The 18,807-nt window shown below is 51.2% G+C and carries 9 protein-coding genes, 1 tRNA gene and 4 pseudogenes; 6 read left to right on the forward strand and 8 right to left on the reverse strand.

All coding sequences use genetic code 11. From position 1 onward, the window contains the following. Positions 1–106 precede the first annotated feature (106 nt). Positions 107–1,027 carry a GlxA family transcriptional regulator gene (locus WH277_RS08825; protein ID WP_339505294.1) on the reverse strand — a complete coding sequence of 307 codons (921 nt, stop codon included), beginning with the start codon at positions 1,025–1,027 and terminating at the stop codon, positions 107–109. Between the two features lies 1 nt (position 1,028). Continuing rightward, positions 1,029–1,571: an isochorismatase family protein gene (locus WH277_RS08830; RefSeq protein WP_227535427.1), complete on the reverse strand. Its 543-nt coding sequence runs from the start codon at positions 1,569–1,571 to the stop codon at positions 1,029–1,031. A gap of 171 nt (positions 1,572–1,742) precedes the next feature. Between WH277_RS08830 and WH277_RS08835 the strand changes: the two genes are divergently transcribed. From WH277_RS08835 to WH277_RS08860, 6 genes and pseudogenes are all read left to right on the forward strand, one after another. Then, positions 1,743–1,837: transfer RNA gene (locus WH277_RS08835), tRNA-Sec, on the forward strand. 197 nt (positions 1,838–2,034) lie between these two features. Beyond that, a pseudogene (locus tag WH277_RS28685) lies at positions 2,035–2,172 on the forward strand (Arm DNA-binding domain-containing protein); the annotation flags it as partial. 465 nt (positions 2,173–2,637) lie between these two features. After that, positions 2,638–2,802, forward strand: a complete 165-nt coding sequence (locus WH277_RS08845) for a hypothetical protein (RefSeq protein WP_339505297.1) — start codon at positions 2,638–2,640, stop codon at positions 2,800–2,802. Between the two features lie 52 nt (positions 2,803–2,854). Next, positions 2,855–4,903 (forward strand): hypothetical protein, encoded by a 2,049-nt coding sequence (locus WH277_RS08850; RefSeq protein WP_339505298.1) that lies wholly within the window; start codon positions 2,855–2,857, stop codon positions 4,901–4,903. A gap of 31 nt (positions 4,904–4,934) precedes the next feature. Then, entirely contained in the window at positions 4,935–6,368 is a 1,434-nt protein-coding gene (locus WH277_RS08855; RefSeq protein ID WP_339505300.1) for a hypothetical protein, read from the forward strand. A 443-nt stretch (positions 6,369–6,811) separates the two neighbouring features. Then, positions 6,812–7,416, forward strand: a pseudogene (locus WH277_RS08860) (virulence RhuM family protein). On the opposite strand, the pseudogene WH277_RS08865 reads toward WH277_RS08860, so the two are convergent. The 6 genes and pseudogenes from WH277_RS08865 to WH277_RS08885 form a co-directional block, all read right to left on the reverse strand. Further along, positions 7,396–7,587 (reverse strand): annotated as a pseudogene (locus WH277_RS08865) (integrase core domain-containing protein); the annotation flags it as partial. The pseudogenes WH277_RS08860 and WH277_RS08865 sit on opposite strands and share 21 nt — an antisense overlap. Then, positions 7,588–7,791, reverse strand: a pseudogene (locus WH277_RS28690) (hemagglutinin repeat-containing protein); the annotation flags it as partial. It abuts the pseudogene before it with no gap. Between the two features lie 444 nt (positions 7,792–8,235). Continuing rightward, positions 8,236–9,090, reverse strand: coding sequence for a hypothetical protein (locus tag WH277_RS08870; RefSeq protein WP_339505302.1), 855 nt, complete (start codon positions 9,088–9,090; stop codon positions 8,236–8,238). A 311-nt stretch (positions 9,091–9,401) separates the two neighbouring features. Further along, positions 9,402–9,881, reverse strand: coding sequence for a hypothetical protein (locus WH277_RS08875; protein WP_339505304.1), 480 nt, complete (start codon positions 9,879–9,881; stop codon positions 9,402–9,404). Next, positions 9,881–17,149, reverse strand: a complete 7,269-nt coding sequence (locus tag WH277_RS08880) for a hemagglutinin repeat-containing protein (protein ID WP_339505306.1) — start codon at positions 17,147–17,149, stop codon at positions 9,881–9,883. Before WH277_RS08880 ends, WH277_RS08875 begins: the two co-directional genes overlap by 1 nt. A gap of 50 nt (positions 17,150–17,199) precedes the next feature. Beyond that, positions 17,200–18,804: a ShlB/FhaC/HecB family hemolysin secretion/activation protein gene (locus WH277_RS08885; RefSeq protein ID WP_339505385.1), complete on the reverse strand. Its 1,605-nt coding sequence runs from the start codon at positions 18,802–18,804 to the stop codon at positions 17,200–17,202. Between the last annotated feature and the right edge of the window lie 3 nt (positions 18,805–18,807).

The raw sequence follows: 18,807 nt of genomic DNA on the forward strand, positions 1-18,807 counted from the left end.
CAAACGTTGAGCAAATTGAAATCGGGTGGGGTGCTCACTGGTGAGAGTGAGCAGAACGGCCTTTTTTCTGACGACGATTATTTCAGGGTTTTATCACCCTCCTTTTTCACGCCTGCCAGCGCTGTAGCGCACGGCGCAGCTGGCGCGAGGAAGAGAACCCGGCCGACAGTGCTGCGCGTTCATTGCCTTCGCCCTGTTGCAGACGCTGTTGGGCAATCGTCAGCCGCAGCTGTTCGTGATAGTCACGTACGCTGATGCCCAGATGCTGGCGGAACAGACGCGTCAGATGGCGTGCGCTGACGTGCACTTTGGCGGCAATATCCTCCAACGGCCACTCCTGCTCCGGTTGCAGGGTCAGCAGATCCTGCGCACGGTGGATCGCCGGATGGATATGGTTGCGATAGCGCAGCCAGGGCGACAGCTGCGGATCTTCCCCCGAACGCCGGAAATAGACCACCATTTCACGTGCCACATCCATCGCCGTCTGCGCGCCGCACAGGCGGTTAATCAGATGCAGTGACAGATCGATCCCGGCGGTAATCCCTGCGCTGGTCCAGATACCGCGATCTTCAACGAAAATGCGGTTTTCTTTCACGATCGCACCGGGTTCAGCCACTTTCAGTCGCTCGATCACCTCATGATGAGTCGTACACTGCACGCCGTTCATCAGCCCGGCTTTTGCCGCCAGCAGTGACCCGGAACAGACGCAGACTAAGGTCACCTCGCGGGCATGAATGGCGGGCTGAATGCGCATCAGCCAGTTGCGGGCTGCCACCGCCTGCGGCGTGTCGAACCACACTTTTGAGTCACTGACGCCGGGGATCACCAGCAGGCTCCCGGCGGGCAATGCCTCCGGCAGCGGTTCAATGCGGCTGATAACCATCTCTGTGGAGGTGAGAACGCTCTCATCCGGGCCGATATAGCGCAGTGAAAACGCATCCCTCGCCAGCTTCAGCGTTTCCGCCGGACCGGTGAGGTCCAGCGTCATCACACCGGGCAGGGTTAAAAACCACACCGGGGTTGTCATGTTATGCAAGCTCCTTGAGGAGGCCCTCAACGGTACGGATATCGGCAAAACGATTGATCAGCACGCTTTCGGTACGGTGACGTAAATCGGCAATGCTCAGGGTAATCCCATCATGGGTGATTGGGAAGGTCAGCGTCGCTTCCGTCACATAGGTCACGTGGTAGCCGAAGTCCGACGCCACGCGGGCGGTGGTTTCACAGCACTGCTCAGAGCGCAGGCCGGTGATAATCACGTGCTTCACCGCGTTCTGTTCCAGCCACTGTTGCAGGCCCGATTCCGTCAGGGCGTTGTGCACTTTCTTACGGAAGCTGGCGACCGGTTGGTGATCCAGGAACGGCAGACGCACCACCAGACCGGATTCCGGCGCAAAGGCACCTTCACTTTCCACATGGAATACATCTACTACCGGAATGCCCTTCGCCTGACAGCCCGCGACCAGCGTGGTTAACGCTTTTTCGAAAGCCGGGGTTTCCGGGGCTTCATTGTAGCCACGCTCATAGAAGGATTGCTGCGCATCAATCACTAACAGTACGGTATCGGTCATTTCTGGACTCCTGCTGAATGGGATTAACGCTATGATGGACGGGATTAGGCAAGGAAAGAAGACCAAAAACGGACAGCTTACTGTCGGTGGCGGACATCAGTGAAATAATGATAAAAACCGGAGTTTATTTGTGGTCATTGGCGATGCTATACTCAGCGCCTCTGCAGTAAGGGAAGATCGTCGTCTCCGGTGAGGCGGCTGGACTTCAAATCCAGTTGGGGCCGCGAGCGGTCCCGGGCAGGTTCGACTCCTGTGATCTTCCGCCAACTCTCCCCTTTTTGCGTTAACTAACCTCAATAAATCAAAAAAAATCAGCTATTTAAGTTGAAATTATACATCTCCTGATGTCAATCTATCTCTACTGAAATCTACTCCCAATTAGGGGGTTAAAAATCGCTGTGAAAATCGATATCCCCAGAAGGAGACGCAATGGCATGACGTCAAGGCGCGCACGGCAAAGCCCTTGGATAAACCTTACAAGCTTGCGGATGGTGGCTTGCTGATCAGTGTAAATGGCTCTCGCTACTGGCGGATGAAGTAGCATGTTATGGGGCGGGAGAAATTATTGTCTATCGGTGTCTATCCTGATGTGTCGCTAGCTTTCAATACGCATGAAAACCTTGTTAAGATGATTACCTGCCCGCCTCAGCCGGAACCGGCCACGGCGACGCCACCTCCGGCGCCGGGGTGGGAAAAACAGACGCTGGGGCGATACGGCTCCGCATTCAGACACTGATCACAACTCCTGCGTATCCCTGCCACCCGGCGGGGATTTTTTTGCCTCAAAACTAAAGATTTTCTGCATGGTGACGAGTATAAATAGTGATGCATGCAAGAGCTGCATGGTTTTGCATGCATAAAATGCACGCCCAGAGGCCCGTCAGCGGCAGAGCTGACGCCGCCTGAGTGCCTGCATGCACTTGCATGAAAAGCGATGCATAAAGCGGGCAGGCGTGGCGGGGATAGCATTGCGCGCAGCTTCTGAAGAGTGATCTTAGTTGCGATCACATTAGACAATAGTGTAAAATACGAACAATTACGTTTGTGCAAACATGAAGGTACTCCAATGAGCGACGAGGATTTTATCCGGATGACAAGCCAGACTGTTATCGATGATCGCTACATCGACGAGCTAAGAAAACGTCTGAATGAGGCTGAGACGGCTTTTGAAAACGAAGCAAGAGACAAGGCAGTGGACGATTCTTTCTTAGCCAGAACTTACAGTTTGTAATCATGTTCTAATCAGCAGCTCCTTAGAGCTGCTTTTTTTTTGGCAAAAACAAATGACACCATATTTAATTTGTAAGTTTGAAAAGCAGACTTTAACTAATCTGGTAAAAGAATGCTTTGGTTCTGACTTTCCCGATATCTTTAATAAGAAACAGACTGATTATATATATAATTACCTTTCAGATATTAATTGTAATTCTGTCCTCTTAGAGTTTGAATATCTTGACAAAGATTACTTAGACGATTACATAAGATATTACTCGAAAAGTTATAATAACAGAGGGGCTAAGTCAGCACGCCTTCATTTTTTTTCGAATGAGATAAATCACACAAGATTTGAGGAAATCCTTCGTTCAAACGTCAACACAATTGAATTGCAGGAAAATTATCTTGGTTTTATGGTTGTTAAGCCTCTGCAGAAAACATTTATTGGCAGAACATGCTTAAAGAGGTATCCGGACACTGATAAATCCAGAAAAGTGATTTTATCAAGAAATTATAACGTTGATTTATTTGGCGTAAAACTTGAGGTGAATTCAATTGCGTTTCAAGAACAAGACAAGGTTTTATCAGCATGTGCTGCGACTGCAATTTGGTCATCATTAAACGCCATTCAATCTAAGGGCGTAAGAGACATACCATCCTGCAGCGAAATCACTACTAATGCAATTAACCACATAGCTAAATCTAACAATAGCTTTCCAAAAAAGGAACTGTCAAACAAGCAGATTTTACGAGCAATTGACTTTGAGGATCTAAAGCACCACTCTGAATCAGTAAGAAAACTTAGCATACAAAAGTTTATCGACATTGTAAAACTGCACATTAATAGCAAAGTGCCAATGATATTAGGAGGGCAGATTTACTCTATCGATGATGATGGAAAATTAGAATATAAAGGTGGGCATGCTGTATCCATTATTGGATACAAACTTACTCTTGAAGATAATAGAACATTAGCCATTTATATTCATGATGATCGTCTTGGTCCTTTTGTAAAAGCGACTTTTGAAACGATAGAGAATAAGTACACAAACAAAAGCTCCTATTCTATTAGTGAATGGGGCATGGTAGTTCAAAAGAAAGATTGTTCTGGACAATGGCTTAATGCCCATGAAATCATAATACCAGACAGTTTGATAATATTAACAAATAAAAAAGTGAGGTTGCCTTACAATTTCATGATGGCAACATCAGATTTGATAATTTCTGAATATAAAAATCACCTATCCATACTTAATGTTGCTGACGAAAAAAGATTCAGTGATATTCGATTTGAAATAGTATTAAAAGAAATATCAGAAGTGCGTCAAAAATGTATATCTATTGATTATATAGAGGAAGAATTAAGTACTGAGGATTTAAATTCTGCTCAAGAAAACAAGGTATCATTTTTGACCAAGAATTACTCTAGATTTCAATGGGTATCACAGTTCTATCTTGAAGATGTTGAAGTTTTCTGTTATTTAATTGATGCAACAGACATCCCTCAAGGAGATGCTGTGACAGGTATATTCATCGATAACTACAAAAAATCCAAAGTTATCCTAACATATTTTAATACTCTTGCTAACTCATATACTCCCCAGCAAAATGCAATATCTGATGCCAACTCTAACTTCTATATCTCTTTTATTAAGAAACTAAAAGAGAATAAAGATAACTTATTCTCATACTTAGATAATACTTATGGGAAACCACGAGCGCCAAAATATTTAAAAAGCAATGAAATCAGTAATGGTGCACTTGCGCAAAACCCAACATTAAAAATTTATTATGGAACAATTGACAAAACACTCACTGAATCATATCCAAATTTAATTAGGGATGATGAAAACTCATACCTTCTTTGGGCAATATCTTATGATGGTGCACTTCTCATCGGTGAGGAAAAGAAAGGGATTGGCCACCCAAGCCTAACTGGATTCAAACCTGCGAGAATTGCTGGAGAATTGAAGCGTGTAACAGGGGGATGGAGCTTAAGTTCTAAATCAGGTAGATACAGCGGAGATTACGCTAATGCAGGTAAACTAGTTGACAATGTAATTATCAAGATAAAAACAATATTCAAAGATGATAAAAAAGATTTCTTTAAACACTAATAACTACATTAATAATTAACATGGGGTGTGTATGAAGTTTTCAGAATATTTTAAATTAGATCGTTCCCAACCTTATCTTGACTTTGTTGATATTCCACTAGACACCGACATCCCGGTTTTTCTTGAGCCTGGAGCTATAAAAAGCTTACATTCAAATTGGGGGCATGAACTAACATCATACCTCCAAAATTTTTTTGAAACAGTTTTGAATTTAATAAAAAAAGGGGAAAACTCAAAAGCCCAACATTTACTAGCATCACTAAATGAAAGGAATGAATATCATCTCGGTTACTCATCCGGGAAATCTAGAGGGCATGGTTTTGGGCAAGGATCAGCCCATTCCGTTTGGAATGCACTCACAAAAAGTAAAGCAGTGTCTACCGGTTTGCTTACAGATTTAGAGGATACAGCTTTACTTATTGAAGGTATCGGAACAGATATGATTTCCGATGCAATTAGCAATATTTTGAGAGGTCCATTCATAAGATACACACAGGAAGTTTGTGCAAACTATGGTATTCCTTTAACACAAAATATTAATTCTGGTCCCATATGGGATCCCCAAGACGAAAAATGGTATAGCACATTTGTATCGTTGCCATTGACTGAATATGGAAAAGTTATCCTTGTTCCAAAAATCATAGTCAGACATAGGCTTTGCATGCAGTACGATGAATTTTATAATCATTACTTGCTACCAGAGATGCAAGATGAACATATTAGGAACCATTCATCCTTAGTCAAGTTGTTAAAAGATGGAACTCCTCGAGTAACTAAAAAAAGTCTCAAAGAAAAATATGGGAGTGATAAACTATCAGTTATAAATCAAACAGTTGAAAGACCGTCTGTTTATGAGGATTACAAAAAGCATAAGGAAACCAATCCATCTTTACCGCTGTCGCATGAAAAATTTAACGAGTTAGAAAATAATGATGTAAAAAATGATGTTTACCCTCTACTAAAAGAATTGCTAACTATAAATCCCGGAAATGCTCATGCTTCGAAGTATGAAGATGTAATTGAAAAAATTTTCTCTAACATTTTTTACCCCTCACTATTTTTCCCAATAAAACAGCATGAGATTCACAATGGTCGTAAAAGGATTGATATAACTTATGTAAACGAGGCGAAGTACGGATTCTTCTATTGGCTGTCACAGCACTATACTTGTCCTAAAATCTATATTGAATGCAAAAATTACACCTCAGAAATAGCAAATCCTGAGCTTGATCAATTATCAGGGAGATTTTCTCGAAATAGAGGGAATGTGGGAATATTAGTCTGTAGAAAAATTGAAAACAAGAAACTATTTAGAAATAGATGCTTAGACACTGCTAATGACGGACGTGGATATATAATATCTTTAGATGATGAAGATGTTAAAATATTATGTGAAGAGTATATGAACGAAGGAGGGCAATCTTTCAAAAGCTTAAGGGATATCTGGGGGCGCCTTATAGATTGAAACGAATAAACGATGCCACATCTTGCTAGACTAGCAGGCAGGATGTGGGGGTATCAATGGGGGTGCATAAATAATAAAATTAAAAATTAGCAATGATTAACAAACACTTAAACCAAAATAACAGTCCTGTGATCTTCCGCCAAGAAGCATCTCTCACACTCTCCTGAATTTAATAAATCCTCCGTCATTACTGGTTATTAACCATGTCGTTGTCTTTGCAACTCAACCAGTAAATATCATGCTACCGCACGTACCAAGACACTATCTCGCCGGGCTGAGTTCATGGCTTATCTCTAATGGATACTACTGACTTGCCAGAACATGGTGAAAGCTGAAAGCGGGATATATCAGTAACAGTCGATTTTTTGAGTAAAGAGATCCCGCCCCGATCTCTGGCATACTAAACAACTCAAACACGCTAAATCAGACCAAGCGGAGGCAACATGAAAAAGGAACACATTATTCAGTCCCCGGCAGGCGAGTTTGTCATGTTTGCCAGCAGTGATGGTAGCGTGCGCGTCGAATGTCGATTTGAACAAGAGACGCTGTGGCTTTCGCAAGCAGCTATCGCCGATCTGTACCAGGTTACACCTCAAGCCATTACTCAGCATATCAAGGCAATTTACGAAGAAGGCGAACTTGAACAAAACGCAACCTGTAAGTCTTACTTACAAGTTCAAAAAGAAGGTGCTCGTCAGGTAAGCCGCAATACGCTTCACTATAGCCTGCCAGTTATTCTCGCTGTGGGTTATCGCGTCCGCTCCACCCGGGGCACTCAGTTCCGTCAGTGGGCGACCCAAACGATCGAGGAATATCTGATAAAAAGTTGGATCAGTTCCTGCAATTCAATGATCGTGAAGTTTTGGAAGGCGCAGGAAAGATCAGTAAGAAAATGGCAGATGAAAAAGCACAGGCTGAATATGTACAGTTTGCTGAGCAGCAGCGCCGCTTAAAAGAAGCAGATGGGGAGAGAGATATTGCCAGTTTACTACAGTGGAAAACAGATACCAGTGTAAGTATCCCGGCTTTAGTTCCACGCACTTTTTGAGAGTTCCGGTTTTTCAGCCATCAGCTGGTAGTCTTCTGGCGTCAGGTTGTTCAGGGATTCATGAGGCTGCTCGCTGTTATATTCAGTCAGCCAGCGCTCCGTAATTTCACGCGCTTCATTCAGGGTTCTGAACAGATAAAAATCCAGTATCTCCGTCCGGTATGTCCGGTTGACCGCGCCGTTAAGCTGGGTGTGTTCACCGACGGTAACGTCAAAGCCGCCTTTGCCCGCGAAGATGCCGGTCTGCTCAACCACGCTGTCGTAGTTGCTGTGCATTTTGTCACGGCTGAGGTTGACGCTGGCGGAGCCGGTCATGGAGCCGAAGGTAAAGCTGCCGCCGACGCTGGCGTTCTGCTGCTTCGAGTCGTAGCGGTCTCATAAAGTAGACAGAAGGAATTTGTATTCCGAAAACCTACCTATACCATCTCATCTATCGTGAATAAGTGTTTTAGCCTGTCATGAATTACCTATTCTTTTTATGTTGAAAATATTGAATAAGACAAGATACTGTGCTTAAAAAGCAACCCGAACATATCGCGATCGCTGCATATTCAATGAGACTTTCATAACTGAAATAGAATATACCTTTAGTTACATAGAAAAATATGGCCGCCAATAGTTTAATTATAATGAATATGAAGACCATCATTGATGAGAAAATAAATGAAAGGTAGGTGAAGTAATATATTTTCATCTCGTTTCTATTTTTTAGATGCATGTCCATTTCTCGGGATTCGATGAGTGACGAATCTATCACTACGCCGCACAGCATGATGAAAATATAGGTCTTATTATTAAGGCAAGACCTATATTTTTTCTTTAATGCTTTTTTCTATTGGTGATTAAAATAACAATGAACCATAATGCGCCAAATATGGGGCCAATTAATAACCCTGATTTTATATCACTCAATAAATTCATAGTGGTATAAGGATTCCATTTTCCTTGATCTATAAAAATATATCCTCTCGCGACAAATGCCGAAAAGAGGTTTAATACAATAAATAATGTAATGGAAATAGCCATTACAAAGGAAAAGAAAATATATTTTTTTAATTTTTTCATTTTATTTTTTTTCTCTGTTTGCTCTTCAATTTCTTTACCACTTCTTTCTGATGCATATGAGCCACCTGATGCACCTATTATGGATGGTAAGTAGTTGGTTTTCGGCGGATTTGTTATAGCAGGGAATACAGTATTCGGTGAGTCCTTGAAACCGTTTCTCCATGGGTTAAAATATTTTTTATCTCCGATTTCAACAATCTTCCCGAAAGAATACCCTACAAGAGAGCCTCCTGCTGCACCCACCATTTTGGGGATTGGATTTTTACCATCAATCATACCATCTATGCCAGCACCCACGGTGCTGACGATAACAGTTCCCGGTATTTTCATGCCAGTACTTACTCCCGCAGAAATCGTTGCAATAAACAAGCTTGCAGGATTAAATTGTTCTTTCGGGTCGTTGAGCATGTTTTGTATTTGTGAGGTTGTATTGGCTGCACCTGCAATACCTGCACCAACAAGCCTCTGAGCAACCGCCTGGCTTCCTACCCATTCACCAATTGCAGGTGCAACCGCTTTACTCAGCACGGGTATCGCCAAAGAAATAGTCGCAATTGCTGCTTTAGGTATATTGTTACTCCATTGCAGTTTCTCATAGTTATCAATCACTGGGTTAAGTTGATTAATACTATATTATGTCAGTTTCTTGCAATCTGTGTTGCAGCCTGGGGATTGAATTTATCTGAATAATTAATCTTTTTGTTGAGTCAGTTATTCTTTTGAAATCTCCCCCATCGTTCTGCTGCTGAGTAGCTTCAGCTTTGGATACAGGCTCTATTAGTCGATTTCGTTCTTCATTTGTGGAGGAAGGTTTTTATTTTTCTAGCCAGGGCGTGGTCTGTTCCGCACTCAGATAATTACTCTCCACTGTCTGGTTGTAAAAAAATCCCGTCAGCTAAGGGCGGGATTTTTATTAATTATTAATAAGGTAAACAATATGCCCCGTCTAAAGATTCATACTGTGTGATAGCATCTCTACCTTCTGCAAGATACTCAACATCGATTGGTTCTGGCGGGAAGTCTTTTGTATAAGATCCTTCCAGGAATAAACGATACTGCTCCAGCACATATAATGTTTGCTCTATGGTTAAAAGCACCTGTTGCTCTTCCACATACTCACACCCAATAAATACTTTATCATGCGTAACCATCACCCAATGGGCATTACCTATTCCGAAGTTGCCTTCAGTTGTTTTTCCTGATGCAAGCTCAGTGAGGTTTTTTACCCAGATATCAACAGAATGAATACCATATTGAATGTCATTGGATAACCACCCTGAAATCTCACGTGCTCCATACCCCAATACCCCTCCATCAAAGGAGTTACGTATTTTTCCACCTACAGGAACAAATAAATTACTATTTTCATCCCACCAGAAAATGATTTTATCATTCAACATTACTTATTCCTCCCTGTATAAACAGGCCATGCAGTCGCACCTGTTCCATCGGGTTTGCCATAATAGCCTTGAATCTTCACACCGCTAGATGATTTCCCGCTCCACATTTCTGTATTAGGTATTCTTTCAGAATTTTTGAACGCACTCTCAATCTCCTGAGCCGTCTGTCTTTTTGACCACTGCTCAGGGAAGAATGTAGTTTCAGCTTTCTTATTTATCCATTGTCCCGTTGCTGGATCTCTCACTGATATATATCCTGTCGAAACGCCATTGGAATCAGGTGTACCCGTTACCTTATCTACTTTAATATTTGAATCACGAATATAGTGGCCACCAGATCCAGCTTTTGTCCCATCCTTGAGGGTTTTCACTTCCCCGTTAAGGATATGATCCATCCTGATATATGCAGTTTGTGAACCTTTGCCAGCCTGCTCTTTAACCAGTTCCAGAGGTGTGGGGGAAGGTTTAAAGTCATCAAGATAGTCACCTGCTTTCCATGATGGGTTATTCTTCGCCGCATTAGCCGCCACAGTTTCTGCTTTCGCAGCAGCAGCTTCCGCCGCTGTCTTCCCTATCCCAACAGCACCCCCGGCCCCCACTCCGCCCGGGACGATAATCTCTGAAGCTTGAAGCCCAAGATTATTAATACACAGTGCCAGTGCTCCGGAACAGGATTCAATTCCAGCCTTCAGAATAGCGGCAATTTCAGGCGTCGCCGCTGCTAGCACACCACCACCAAGTCCAGCAGGAAGTGCTACGATCAGAGCTTCATTCATAGCCTGACCACGTTGACACGCTGCACCTGTCGGGTTATCTGTACAGGATGCTACATCCTTTCCATGCTCCTGTACAAACTTCGTCTGGCCTTCTTCAGTCCCGCCCATCAGGTTATTCTCCGCCGTCGTCTTCCCTGCCTGCGCGGCATAAACGGCACTTTCGGTACTGTCCCCGGCCAGGCCACCAGCCAGCCCGGATGACAGGGTTGCCAGAGCGCTCAGGGTCTGTTTCTGCGTTTCGGTCAGGTCAGCAGCCGGGGTATCACCGTACAGCTGGTCCTTCAGTATCCCCGCGGTTATCTCACCGAGCGCCGCGCCGGTCGCGCCCGCCGCCGCATTCTGCCCCTGGGCGGCCGCCAGCGCTGCGCCGACGATGGCGTGGGCCACCGCTTTTGCTTCTGGGTTATTGTCGATGCCCATTCTGTGACCAATCGCTTCGGCCAGATACGGTGCTGAACCGTTAGCAATGGCCGCAGCGATATCGCCGCCCGCCAGGCCCTGCACCACGGCGGTGGCGGCCTGGATACCCTGCTGGACGGCGCCGCCGGTGCCGAGCCCGGTGGCGTTAAACGCCTGGTCGTAGAAGTTCTGGTAAACCTGGCCGTTGATGGCGTTCTCATCCGGGGTCTGACCCGGATGGGCTTTCACCCAGTCTTTCTGCGCCTGGTCTCTGTCGGCATCGGTGATACTGCCCATCTTGTCTTTTGCATCTTTCGCCGCGCTGATGGCGCCCTGGGTACGCACGATATCGGACACCTGGGTGCTGATTTCACCAATCAGCTGCGCCTGCTGAATGCGCTTCTGCTCTTTCTCTTTGTCGAATATCTGGCTGATGCTGCCGTTGGCGTTCTCCGCGTCGCGGCTGAGGTTCGCCACGTCCTGGGCCTGTTTATCCTGGTCGCGGATGACCAGGGTGCCGTCGCTGACGGCGGCTTTCGTGGTGCCGCTGTCGTGGCCGTCTTTGTTGACGCCCACCAGCAGGGTGTTGGCCATGTTGCCGATGGCCTGGCCGCCGATGCTGCCCCCGGTGCTGAGGCCGATACTCTGGTGCTCGACCTTATAGTCGGCCCGGTTGTGGATGTCGCTGAATCCGAGGGTGCCGGTGTCGAGCTTATTGTTGTCCGCGGTGGCGGTGGAGCCGATGACCGCGCCGTTCAGCTGGGTGTGTTCACCGACGGTAACGTCAAAGCCGCCTTTGCCCGCGAAGATGCCGGTCTGCTCAACCACGCTGTCGTAGTTGCTGTGCATTTTGTCACGGCTGAGGTTGACGCTGGCGGAGCCGGTCATGGAGCCGAAGGTAAAGCTGCCGCCGACGCTGGCGTTCTGCTGCTTCGAGTCGTAGCGGTCGCTGTCCTGCTCGCTGGTCATCGTCAGGTTGCGGGCGACGTCGGCCCTGACCGTCTCGCCGCTGACCTGCGCGCCCGTCAGGGTGGTGTCGCGGCCGCTGACCAGGTTCACTGCCTGCCCGGCGTTAAGCAGCGTCTCCGTATGGGTGGTGCCATTGCCGCTTTCGTGGCCTTTGCCCTTGTTGAGGCTGGCGGAGACGCTGATGCCGAACCCGCCGGAACCGACGCCGAGACCGACCCCGACGCTGCCGCCGCTGCTCTTGTTGCTGCCGGTCAGCAGGGAGGTGTTCTGCGCGGACGTCAGGGTGATATCGCGGTTAGCCGTCAGGTCGATGTTTTTTCCGGCCTGCACGGTGGTGCCCTGGAGCAGGATATCGCCGTCGGTGCCTTTGGTGCCGCTGCCGTTCGCGGTGATTTTTACGTTATTCCCGGCGGTCAGGCTGCCGCCCCGGGCGGTAACCTGCTCGCTGTGCTGTGTAGAGGTCGACGACTGAGAACCGTAAGAGAGGCTGATCCCGACCGTATTGTCTGACGCGCCCGGCGTCCCGGACTGGGCGCTGGCCAGGCTCGCGGCCTGAGCGGCCTGCACCCCGGAGAGTGCCGCTTTGGTCTGCTGCAGGGCGGCGATGCGGCTGTCCTCGGTTTCCTGCGCCTGGTTGGCGGTCTCGACGGCGGTGTTGAGCGCGCTGCCGACGGCGCCGGAGAGGGCGAGGGTTAAGCCGCTCTGTTTCTGCTCGACCCTGTGAGTCTGTGCGCTGCTGTCGCTGGCGGCGGTAATGGCAACGTTTTTGCCCGCCAGGCTCATCTCTTTCGCGGCAATCAGCTCAGCGCTGCGGGCGGAGAGGTCGTTGCCTGCTTCAAGGCTGAGGCTGCCCGCGCTGCTGCCGACGGTGCTGATGGCGTGGGCGGTGCTGTTGCCGTCGTCGGTGGTTTTGACGCTCTGACGGCCGTAAGAGAAGCCGATACCGCCGGTCCCCATCAGGCCGGATTTGCTCTCTTTGATAAGATGGTTTTCCTGACGCTGCTCTTCAGCGGTGTCGAGGGTCAGGTTATTGCCCGCCGCCAGCCGGACGTCGTTTTCGCCCGCCACGTTGCTGCCGCGTACCGTCAGATTGTTACCTGCCAGCAGGGTCACGCTGTCGCCGGTCACGTTGCTGGCGGTTGCCTGGGTGGCCTCGATCTCATCGTGGGTCTCCAGCGAGCGGCCGGAGAGGAAGCCCTTGCTGGTCTGCCTGCTGTGTTCGGTCAGATGATACGCGGACTCCCCGGCCATGATATTCATATCGTTCCCGGCTACCGCGCTCAGGGCATCGGTGGCACTGATCGAGGCCGCAAGGGCGTTCAGGTCATTGCCTGCCGACAGCTGCACGCTGCCGTTGCCGGCGATCTGGCTGCCGACGTCGCTGCGCTGGGTGAGGTCGCGATAATTATCGCCGCCCCAGTCGCCGCGTTCGCTGTGGGTGGTGGCGATCGTGCCGAGGTTAATGTTGTGCCCGGCGCTCAGCACGGTGGTGCTCTCTTTGCCGTTATTACCCACCAGAGTGGCGTTAAGGTTGATGTCGTTCACGCCCTGCAGGACCAGTTTACCGCTGTCATTCTGGACGTAAATCCCGGCGGTGCGATCCAGGCTGCGGTTGCTGTCATCGCCGCTCAGGGTGCTGGTACTGTTCAGGTTGCGTCCGGCAGTGACCTGCAGGGCATCGTCCGCCAGCAGTGTGCCGCCCACGTTGTTGAAATCGGTGAGGGTGGCGATATCGATCGTGCCGCCGCGGATCAGACCGCTGTTAGTGACGTTGTTCGCCGCGATGGCAGTGATCTCGCGCCCGGCGAGGGTGCCGCTGTTGTTGAGGTCGTCTGCGGCCTGCAATGCCACGCGGTTGCCCGCCATCAGGGAGCCGTTACCATCCACGTCGCCCTCTTTCACCCGCACATACACCTGCGGGACCAGCACGCGCTGGCTGCTGCCGTCCGGGAGCTGAACGGTCTGCTCTACCATCCACACCATATCCGATGTCAGCAGGGCCATCTGTTCCGCGCTGAGCGCCACGCCCGTGGTGAGGTTGTGCTCACGGGTAAAGGCGACTCCGGCATCCATCAGGGCCTTGTACTGGGCATTATCATCGTCGAAGCCGCTGAGATAGCGCTGGCCGGTCAGGCTGGTGACCTGGTTGCGGATCAGCTGCTGTTCATAGAAGCCGTCGCCGAGGCGTTTAAGGATCGTATCCCCGTTCGATGACAGGGCGTTCTGCATATAGTCGGAGCCCAGCCAGGTGCGCTCTTGGGTAAAGCGCGGATCGGTCTCCACCAGGTAGTGGCTGGTCGTGGAGGCGTGAACCGTATAGAGGCTGCCTGAGGGAACGCGGGTGTCCCCGACGCCGGTGCGCACGACTTCGCCGCTGCTGTTTTTCGCGCTTTCCCACGTCTGGCCTGCAGGCAGCGCCACCGGGCGATCGCTGCCGCCCTGGGCCGGGTTATTGTCTTCCCATGCCATCGTACTGAGGGAGATAGTCTGGGTCACCGGAGAGGGGCGGTAGCTGTTGGTATCTTTCCCCTGCGAGGTTTTGGTACCGCCCAGTTTCTTTTTCTTTTTCTTCGCATACCAGCGGGTCTGGCTGCCAATGTCGGTGATGATTTTCACCCCACTGGTGGCATCATTATTGAGCAGGCTAATCACCCCACCCAGCACCTTCGCGGCGATGACCTGGCTGTCCAGGTTATTCATCTGGTCGCTGTTAATGGTGAGGTTGCCGCCAGAGAGAATTTTCCCCGGATCGCTCTCAATAACACGCGTTTCCTGGACGGTGCGGGTGTAGTTGTATTCGTAGAATTTATCGCTGCTGCTGCCGTCCGGCATTTTCGCCGAGTGGACGCCGTACTTATTTTTCTGACTGGTGTTAACCTGGCTCCAGTCGTAGCGCTGAGTCTTGCCGCTCAGCACGGCTTCATGGTGGCGGCTGGTCCCCGTCACCACCACGTCCGTCACCAGATGGTTATTCAGGTTATGGATAGTCTCCATATCAAGGCGCATATCGCCGCCCGACTCAATGGTGGCACCGCGATTGGTCAGCACTCCGCCGCGCCCGGTGGCGTTCAGATTCGTGTCCAGGCTGCCGCCTATGCCCATCGCACCCGCGCTGTAGATCAGCCCATGGCCGGTGTTGTTCAGCGTCCCGGCGGCGATATCCAGCCGATCGCGGGCCGCCACGGTCGCGGCCACGCCGTTTTCTGCCCCGTTATCCAGGGTGTTCGCCTTAATAGCGATATGGTCGCCGTAAATACGCCCGGCGCCGAGGTTGGTGAGGGTGCCGGTGTCAATATGGGTCAGGGTGCCGTCGATCAGGCCCCGGTTGACCAAAGAATCGCTCAGTAAGAGATGGGATTCACCGCCCCCCAGCTCCGCGTCCCGCGCATTGGTGACGCTGACGGCCTGCAGCGTCAGCATCTTACCCGCCAGCAGTTTGCCCTGGTTGTCCACGGTGCCGCCGCTGGTCAGCGTCAGGTCGCCATTTGCCAGCAGCAGGCTCTGGTTGGTCATGCCCTGCTGCAGGCTGAGGTTCAGATCGCCTTCGGAGAGGATTTTTCCGTCGCCGCTGACCGTATCCGCCGTGATGTCCATGCGCTGCCCGGCGACAAGGTTGCCCTCGCGGTTAGTGATGCTGCGGGCGTTGAGGTCCACATTTTTGCCGCTCAGGGTGCCGCCGTCATTCAGCAGGCGGCCTGTGCTGCGGGCCTCAAACTTGCCGGTGGCGTCCACGCTGGCCAGGCTGAGATCCAGATCGCCATGACCGGCGTCCAGGGCGGTATTGCCTGTTGCCGTCCGGCTGCCGCTGGCATCAATCCCCTGAGCGTTGGCGGTGAGGGTGCCGCCGGCAATATTTTGTCCCTGCAGGGTCAGGCGACCGTGGCTGGAAAGGGTGACGTTGCCATGCTCGCCTGCCTGCCCGTCTTTATCGATACCGGCGGCAACGGTGCTTTGTGCGGTCGCGGTGATGCGGTTTCCGCGCAGGGTCAGATTATCGGCGGTGGCGAGGGTGCCGCTGTGTTCGATTTCGCCCCGGCTGTTCACCTCCGCACTCCCGCCAGCGTAGATTTTTCCACTATTTCTGACGCTGCCTGCGGTCAGCCTCATATCACCCGCGCTGTTCAGGTTGCCGCTGTTGTCAATCTGGCCATCGGCGGTGACCACCACCGTTCCGGCCTGGGCCCCGATATTCCCGGCGTTGCGCACGCCGACACCCGCTTCGCTCCCGGTGAGGCGGATTTTTCCTGCATACATCCCGCCAAGGCTGGCAACATCCACGGCAAGCTGAGGACGCGTCGCCGCATCACCGTTTTTGGCCACGATTTTTTCATGGGCGGCATCAACGGTGCTGGCCCCGGCGGTGACCTTAAGGTCATTGGCCCAGAGTCCGGCGTTCACTTTTACCGAACGGGCGATAATGTCGGTGTAATCCTGGCGGGAGGTATCCATCCCTTTGCCCTGAATAACGATATCGCCCTTGCTGACGTCGTAGCCGGTCAGGTTGCCGTTGTTCAGCTGCGCCTGCCCGGTAGTCAGGGTGGCGCGGTTGGCGTTGATAAAGCCGCAGCCGTCGCAGGTAATGCCCGACGGGTTGGCGATCACCACCTGGGCCTTTTTGCCCGCCACTTCAATGTAGCCGTTAAGCTGACTCGGATTGCGCGAGTTTACTTCGTTAAGGATGATTTTGGCTTCACCGCGCGACAGCCACGGGTTGCTGGCCACCATACCGCCGATCTGGGTGGAGGCATGGGTACGGCTGTTGTTGAGGATGACGCCTTTATTGTTCACGTCGAACTGGCTGTAAACGTTGCGGGAAACCCCGCCCTTGCTCGGTGTCTGGATATTGACCTGGGGTGTACCGTTGGCGCTGCTGATAATAGTCGGCTGCTGCGAACCCGGCGCGCTCTTATCGGCCACGACATTGGCCGTTGCCGGTTGCACTGCGCCCAGCGCCAGCAGCAGGCCGAAGGCGAGGGCATTCAGGCGAGTGATGCACTGACGCTGCACGCTGGCGGAGCCAGACGCCGGGCAGGCTACCGCACGACAGCTTCGGGTGATTTCTGCCACCACGACCAACATACCGCGTGCTTTATTGAACACGATACGATACAGATTTTTATTCATCCTTAAATCCCACTCATCAATGGAAACCCGTTATGTCGTGAGGTGACGACTCAGTAACTCCAGTTCAGGCTAAAACCCAGGGTGTACGGGCTGGTTTTAAAGCCGTCAGGTCTCGAGAAGGGCACGCCCGCAAAGGCGTCGTACCCGGTATTAAAAACAGTGCCGCGCAGGCCGGCAACGCCGCCTGCCAGATGTTGACCAATCAGCATGCCTGCGCTGCTGGTGCCGCCGACTTCGCCGTAATCCGCGCCCAGATAGAACTCCTGTTGCGGCAACGGCGTTTGCCAGGCGAGGTCATTGCGCACGAACCAGCCACGGCTGGCGCTCAGGTTGCGTTCGCCATCGAAGCCGCGCACCGTCCAGCGTCCGCCGATGGAGAATTCATCCTGCGGCGTCAGGGGCATTGAACTCATCTGGCGCAGATACTGCACGTTGTAGCGGAACGACTCGCCGACGATCTCAAAGGGGATATCCAGACCGGCGCTGAGGGTGACGATTTTGCTCTTCGCCGTGGCGTCGCCGTTGTACTCCTCCGGGGCCGGAATGGCCCCAAACCAGCGGGTACCGCGCTGATAGCTGATGCCCGCATCCAGCGTGCTTTGCCCGATATAGTGACGATGGGACAGCCCCAGCCGCCAGGCGGCGGTCTTGCGATGCTGCACCTCGACCTCGGTATCGGCGATGTAGTTGCGCGATTCACTGGTCAGCACGTCCCAGCTGACGGACGTCTTCTGCGTGCCGCTGCGGTGCAGTACCCGGCTGAGCTGGACGTCGAGGTTTTTGCGTTTGCCGCTGTAGAGATAGTCCTGATTCAGGCCCGCCACCGTCTGGTGATAGTCATAATCGCTGGCCGTGGCGCTGGCCATCCAGTAGCCAAAAGGCACCGAATAATGGGCGGTGATGTTTTTACTGCCCTTATCGTCGCCGGTTTTGAGGCTGCGGGTGCCGGAAAGATAAAAGAGATCGCTCAGGGAGAAGGGGTTATCCAGCGACAGGGTCGCACCACCCTGATAACGCCCGGTGGCGACGGAACCTGAGTCATCCAGCGAGGCCCCCAGGCGCCACATCTTGCGCTGTTGCCACTGCACCACGATATCGCTCTCGCCCGGCAGCTCGCCGGGTGCCACTTCCATATTGGCCTCCACCGTTGGCAGACGCTGCAGGTTTTCCAGCCCCTGTTCGATATCACGCAGGTCGAGCAGGTTTCCGGCATGAGCCGGGAAAGCGCTCCAGAGGGTCAGCCAGCGATCGCTGTCGGGGCTCCGTTTCACCTCGTGAACGTAGCCGGGTAGGATCACCAGCGACAAGGTTCCACGGGTCAGATCCTGATTCGGGGCCAGTACACGGGAAGTCACATAGCCGTGGTCAATCAGGCGATTTTGCAGGGTGCTCATCAGCTGATTAATGCCCTTCCCGCCGAGGCAGTGGCCTTCACCCTGACGGGCGAGGCGCTGCAGCGGCAACCAGTGCGGCAGGGCCTCCTGGCCGCTCAGTTTTACCCGGTCTATCTGAAAGCAGGGAGTTTCTGGCGCAAAGTGAATGCGGCCAAACGAGGAGGAAGGCGGCGAACGGCGCACGTCCGGGGTGGGCGGTGTCAGGGTTTCTTCCAGCGCTCTTTGCCGCTGCTGCTGGGACTGAAGCGTCCGGTCGATCATGTT

The sequence above is a fragment of the Erwinia sp. MYb416 genome (assembly GCF_037479575.1).
Classification (GTDB): Bacteria; Pseudomonadota; Gammaproteobacteria; order Enterobacterales; family Enterobacteriaceae; genus Erwinia; species Erwinia rhapontici.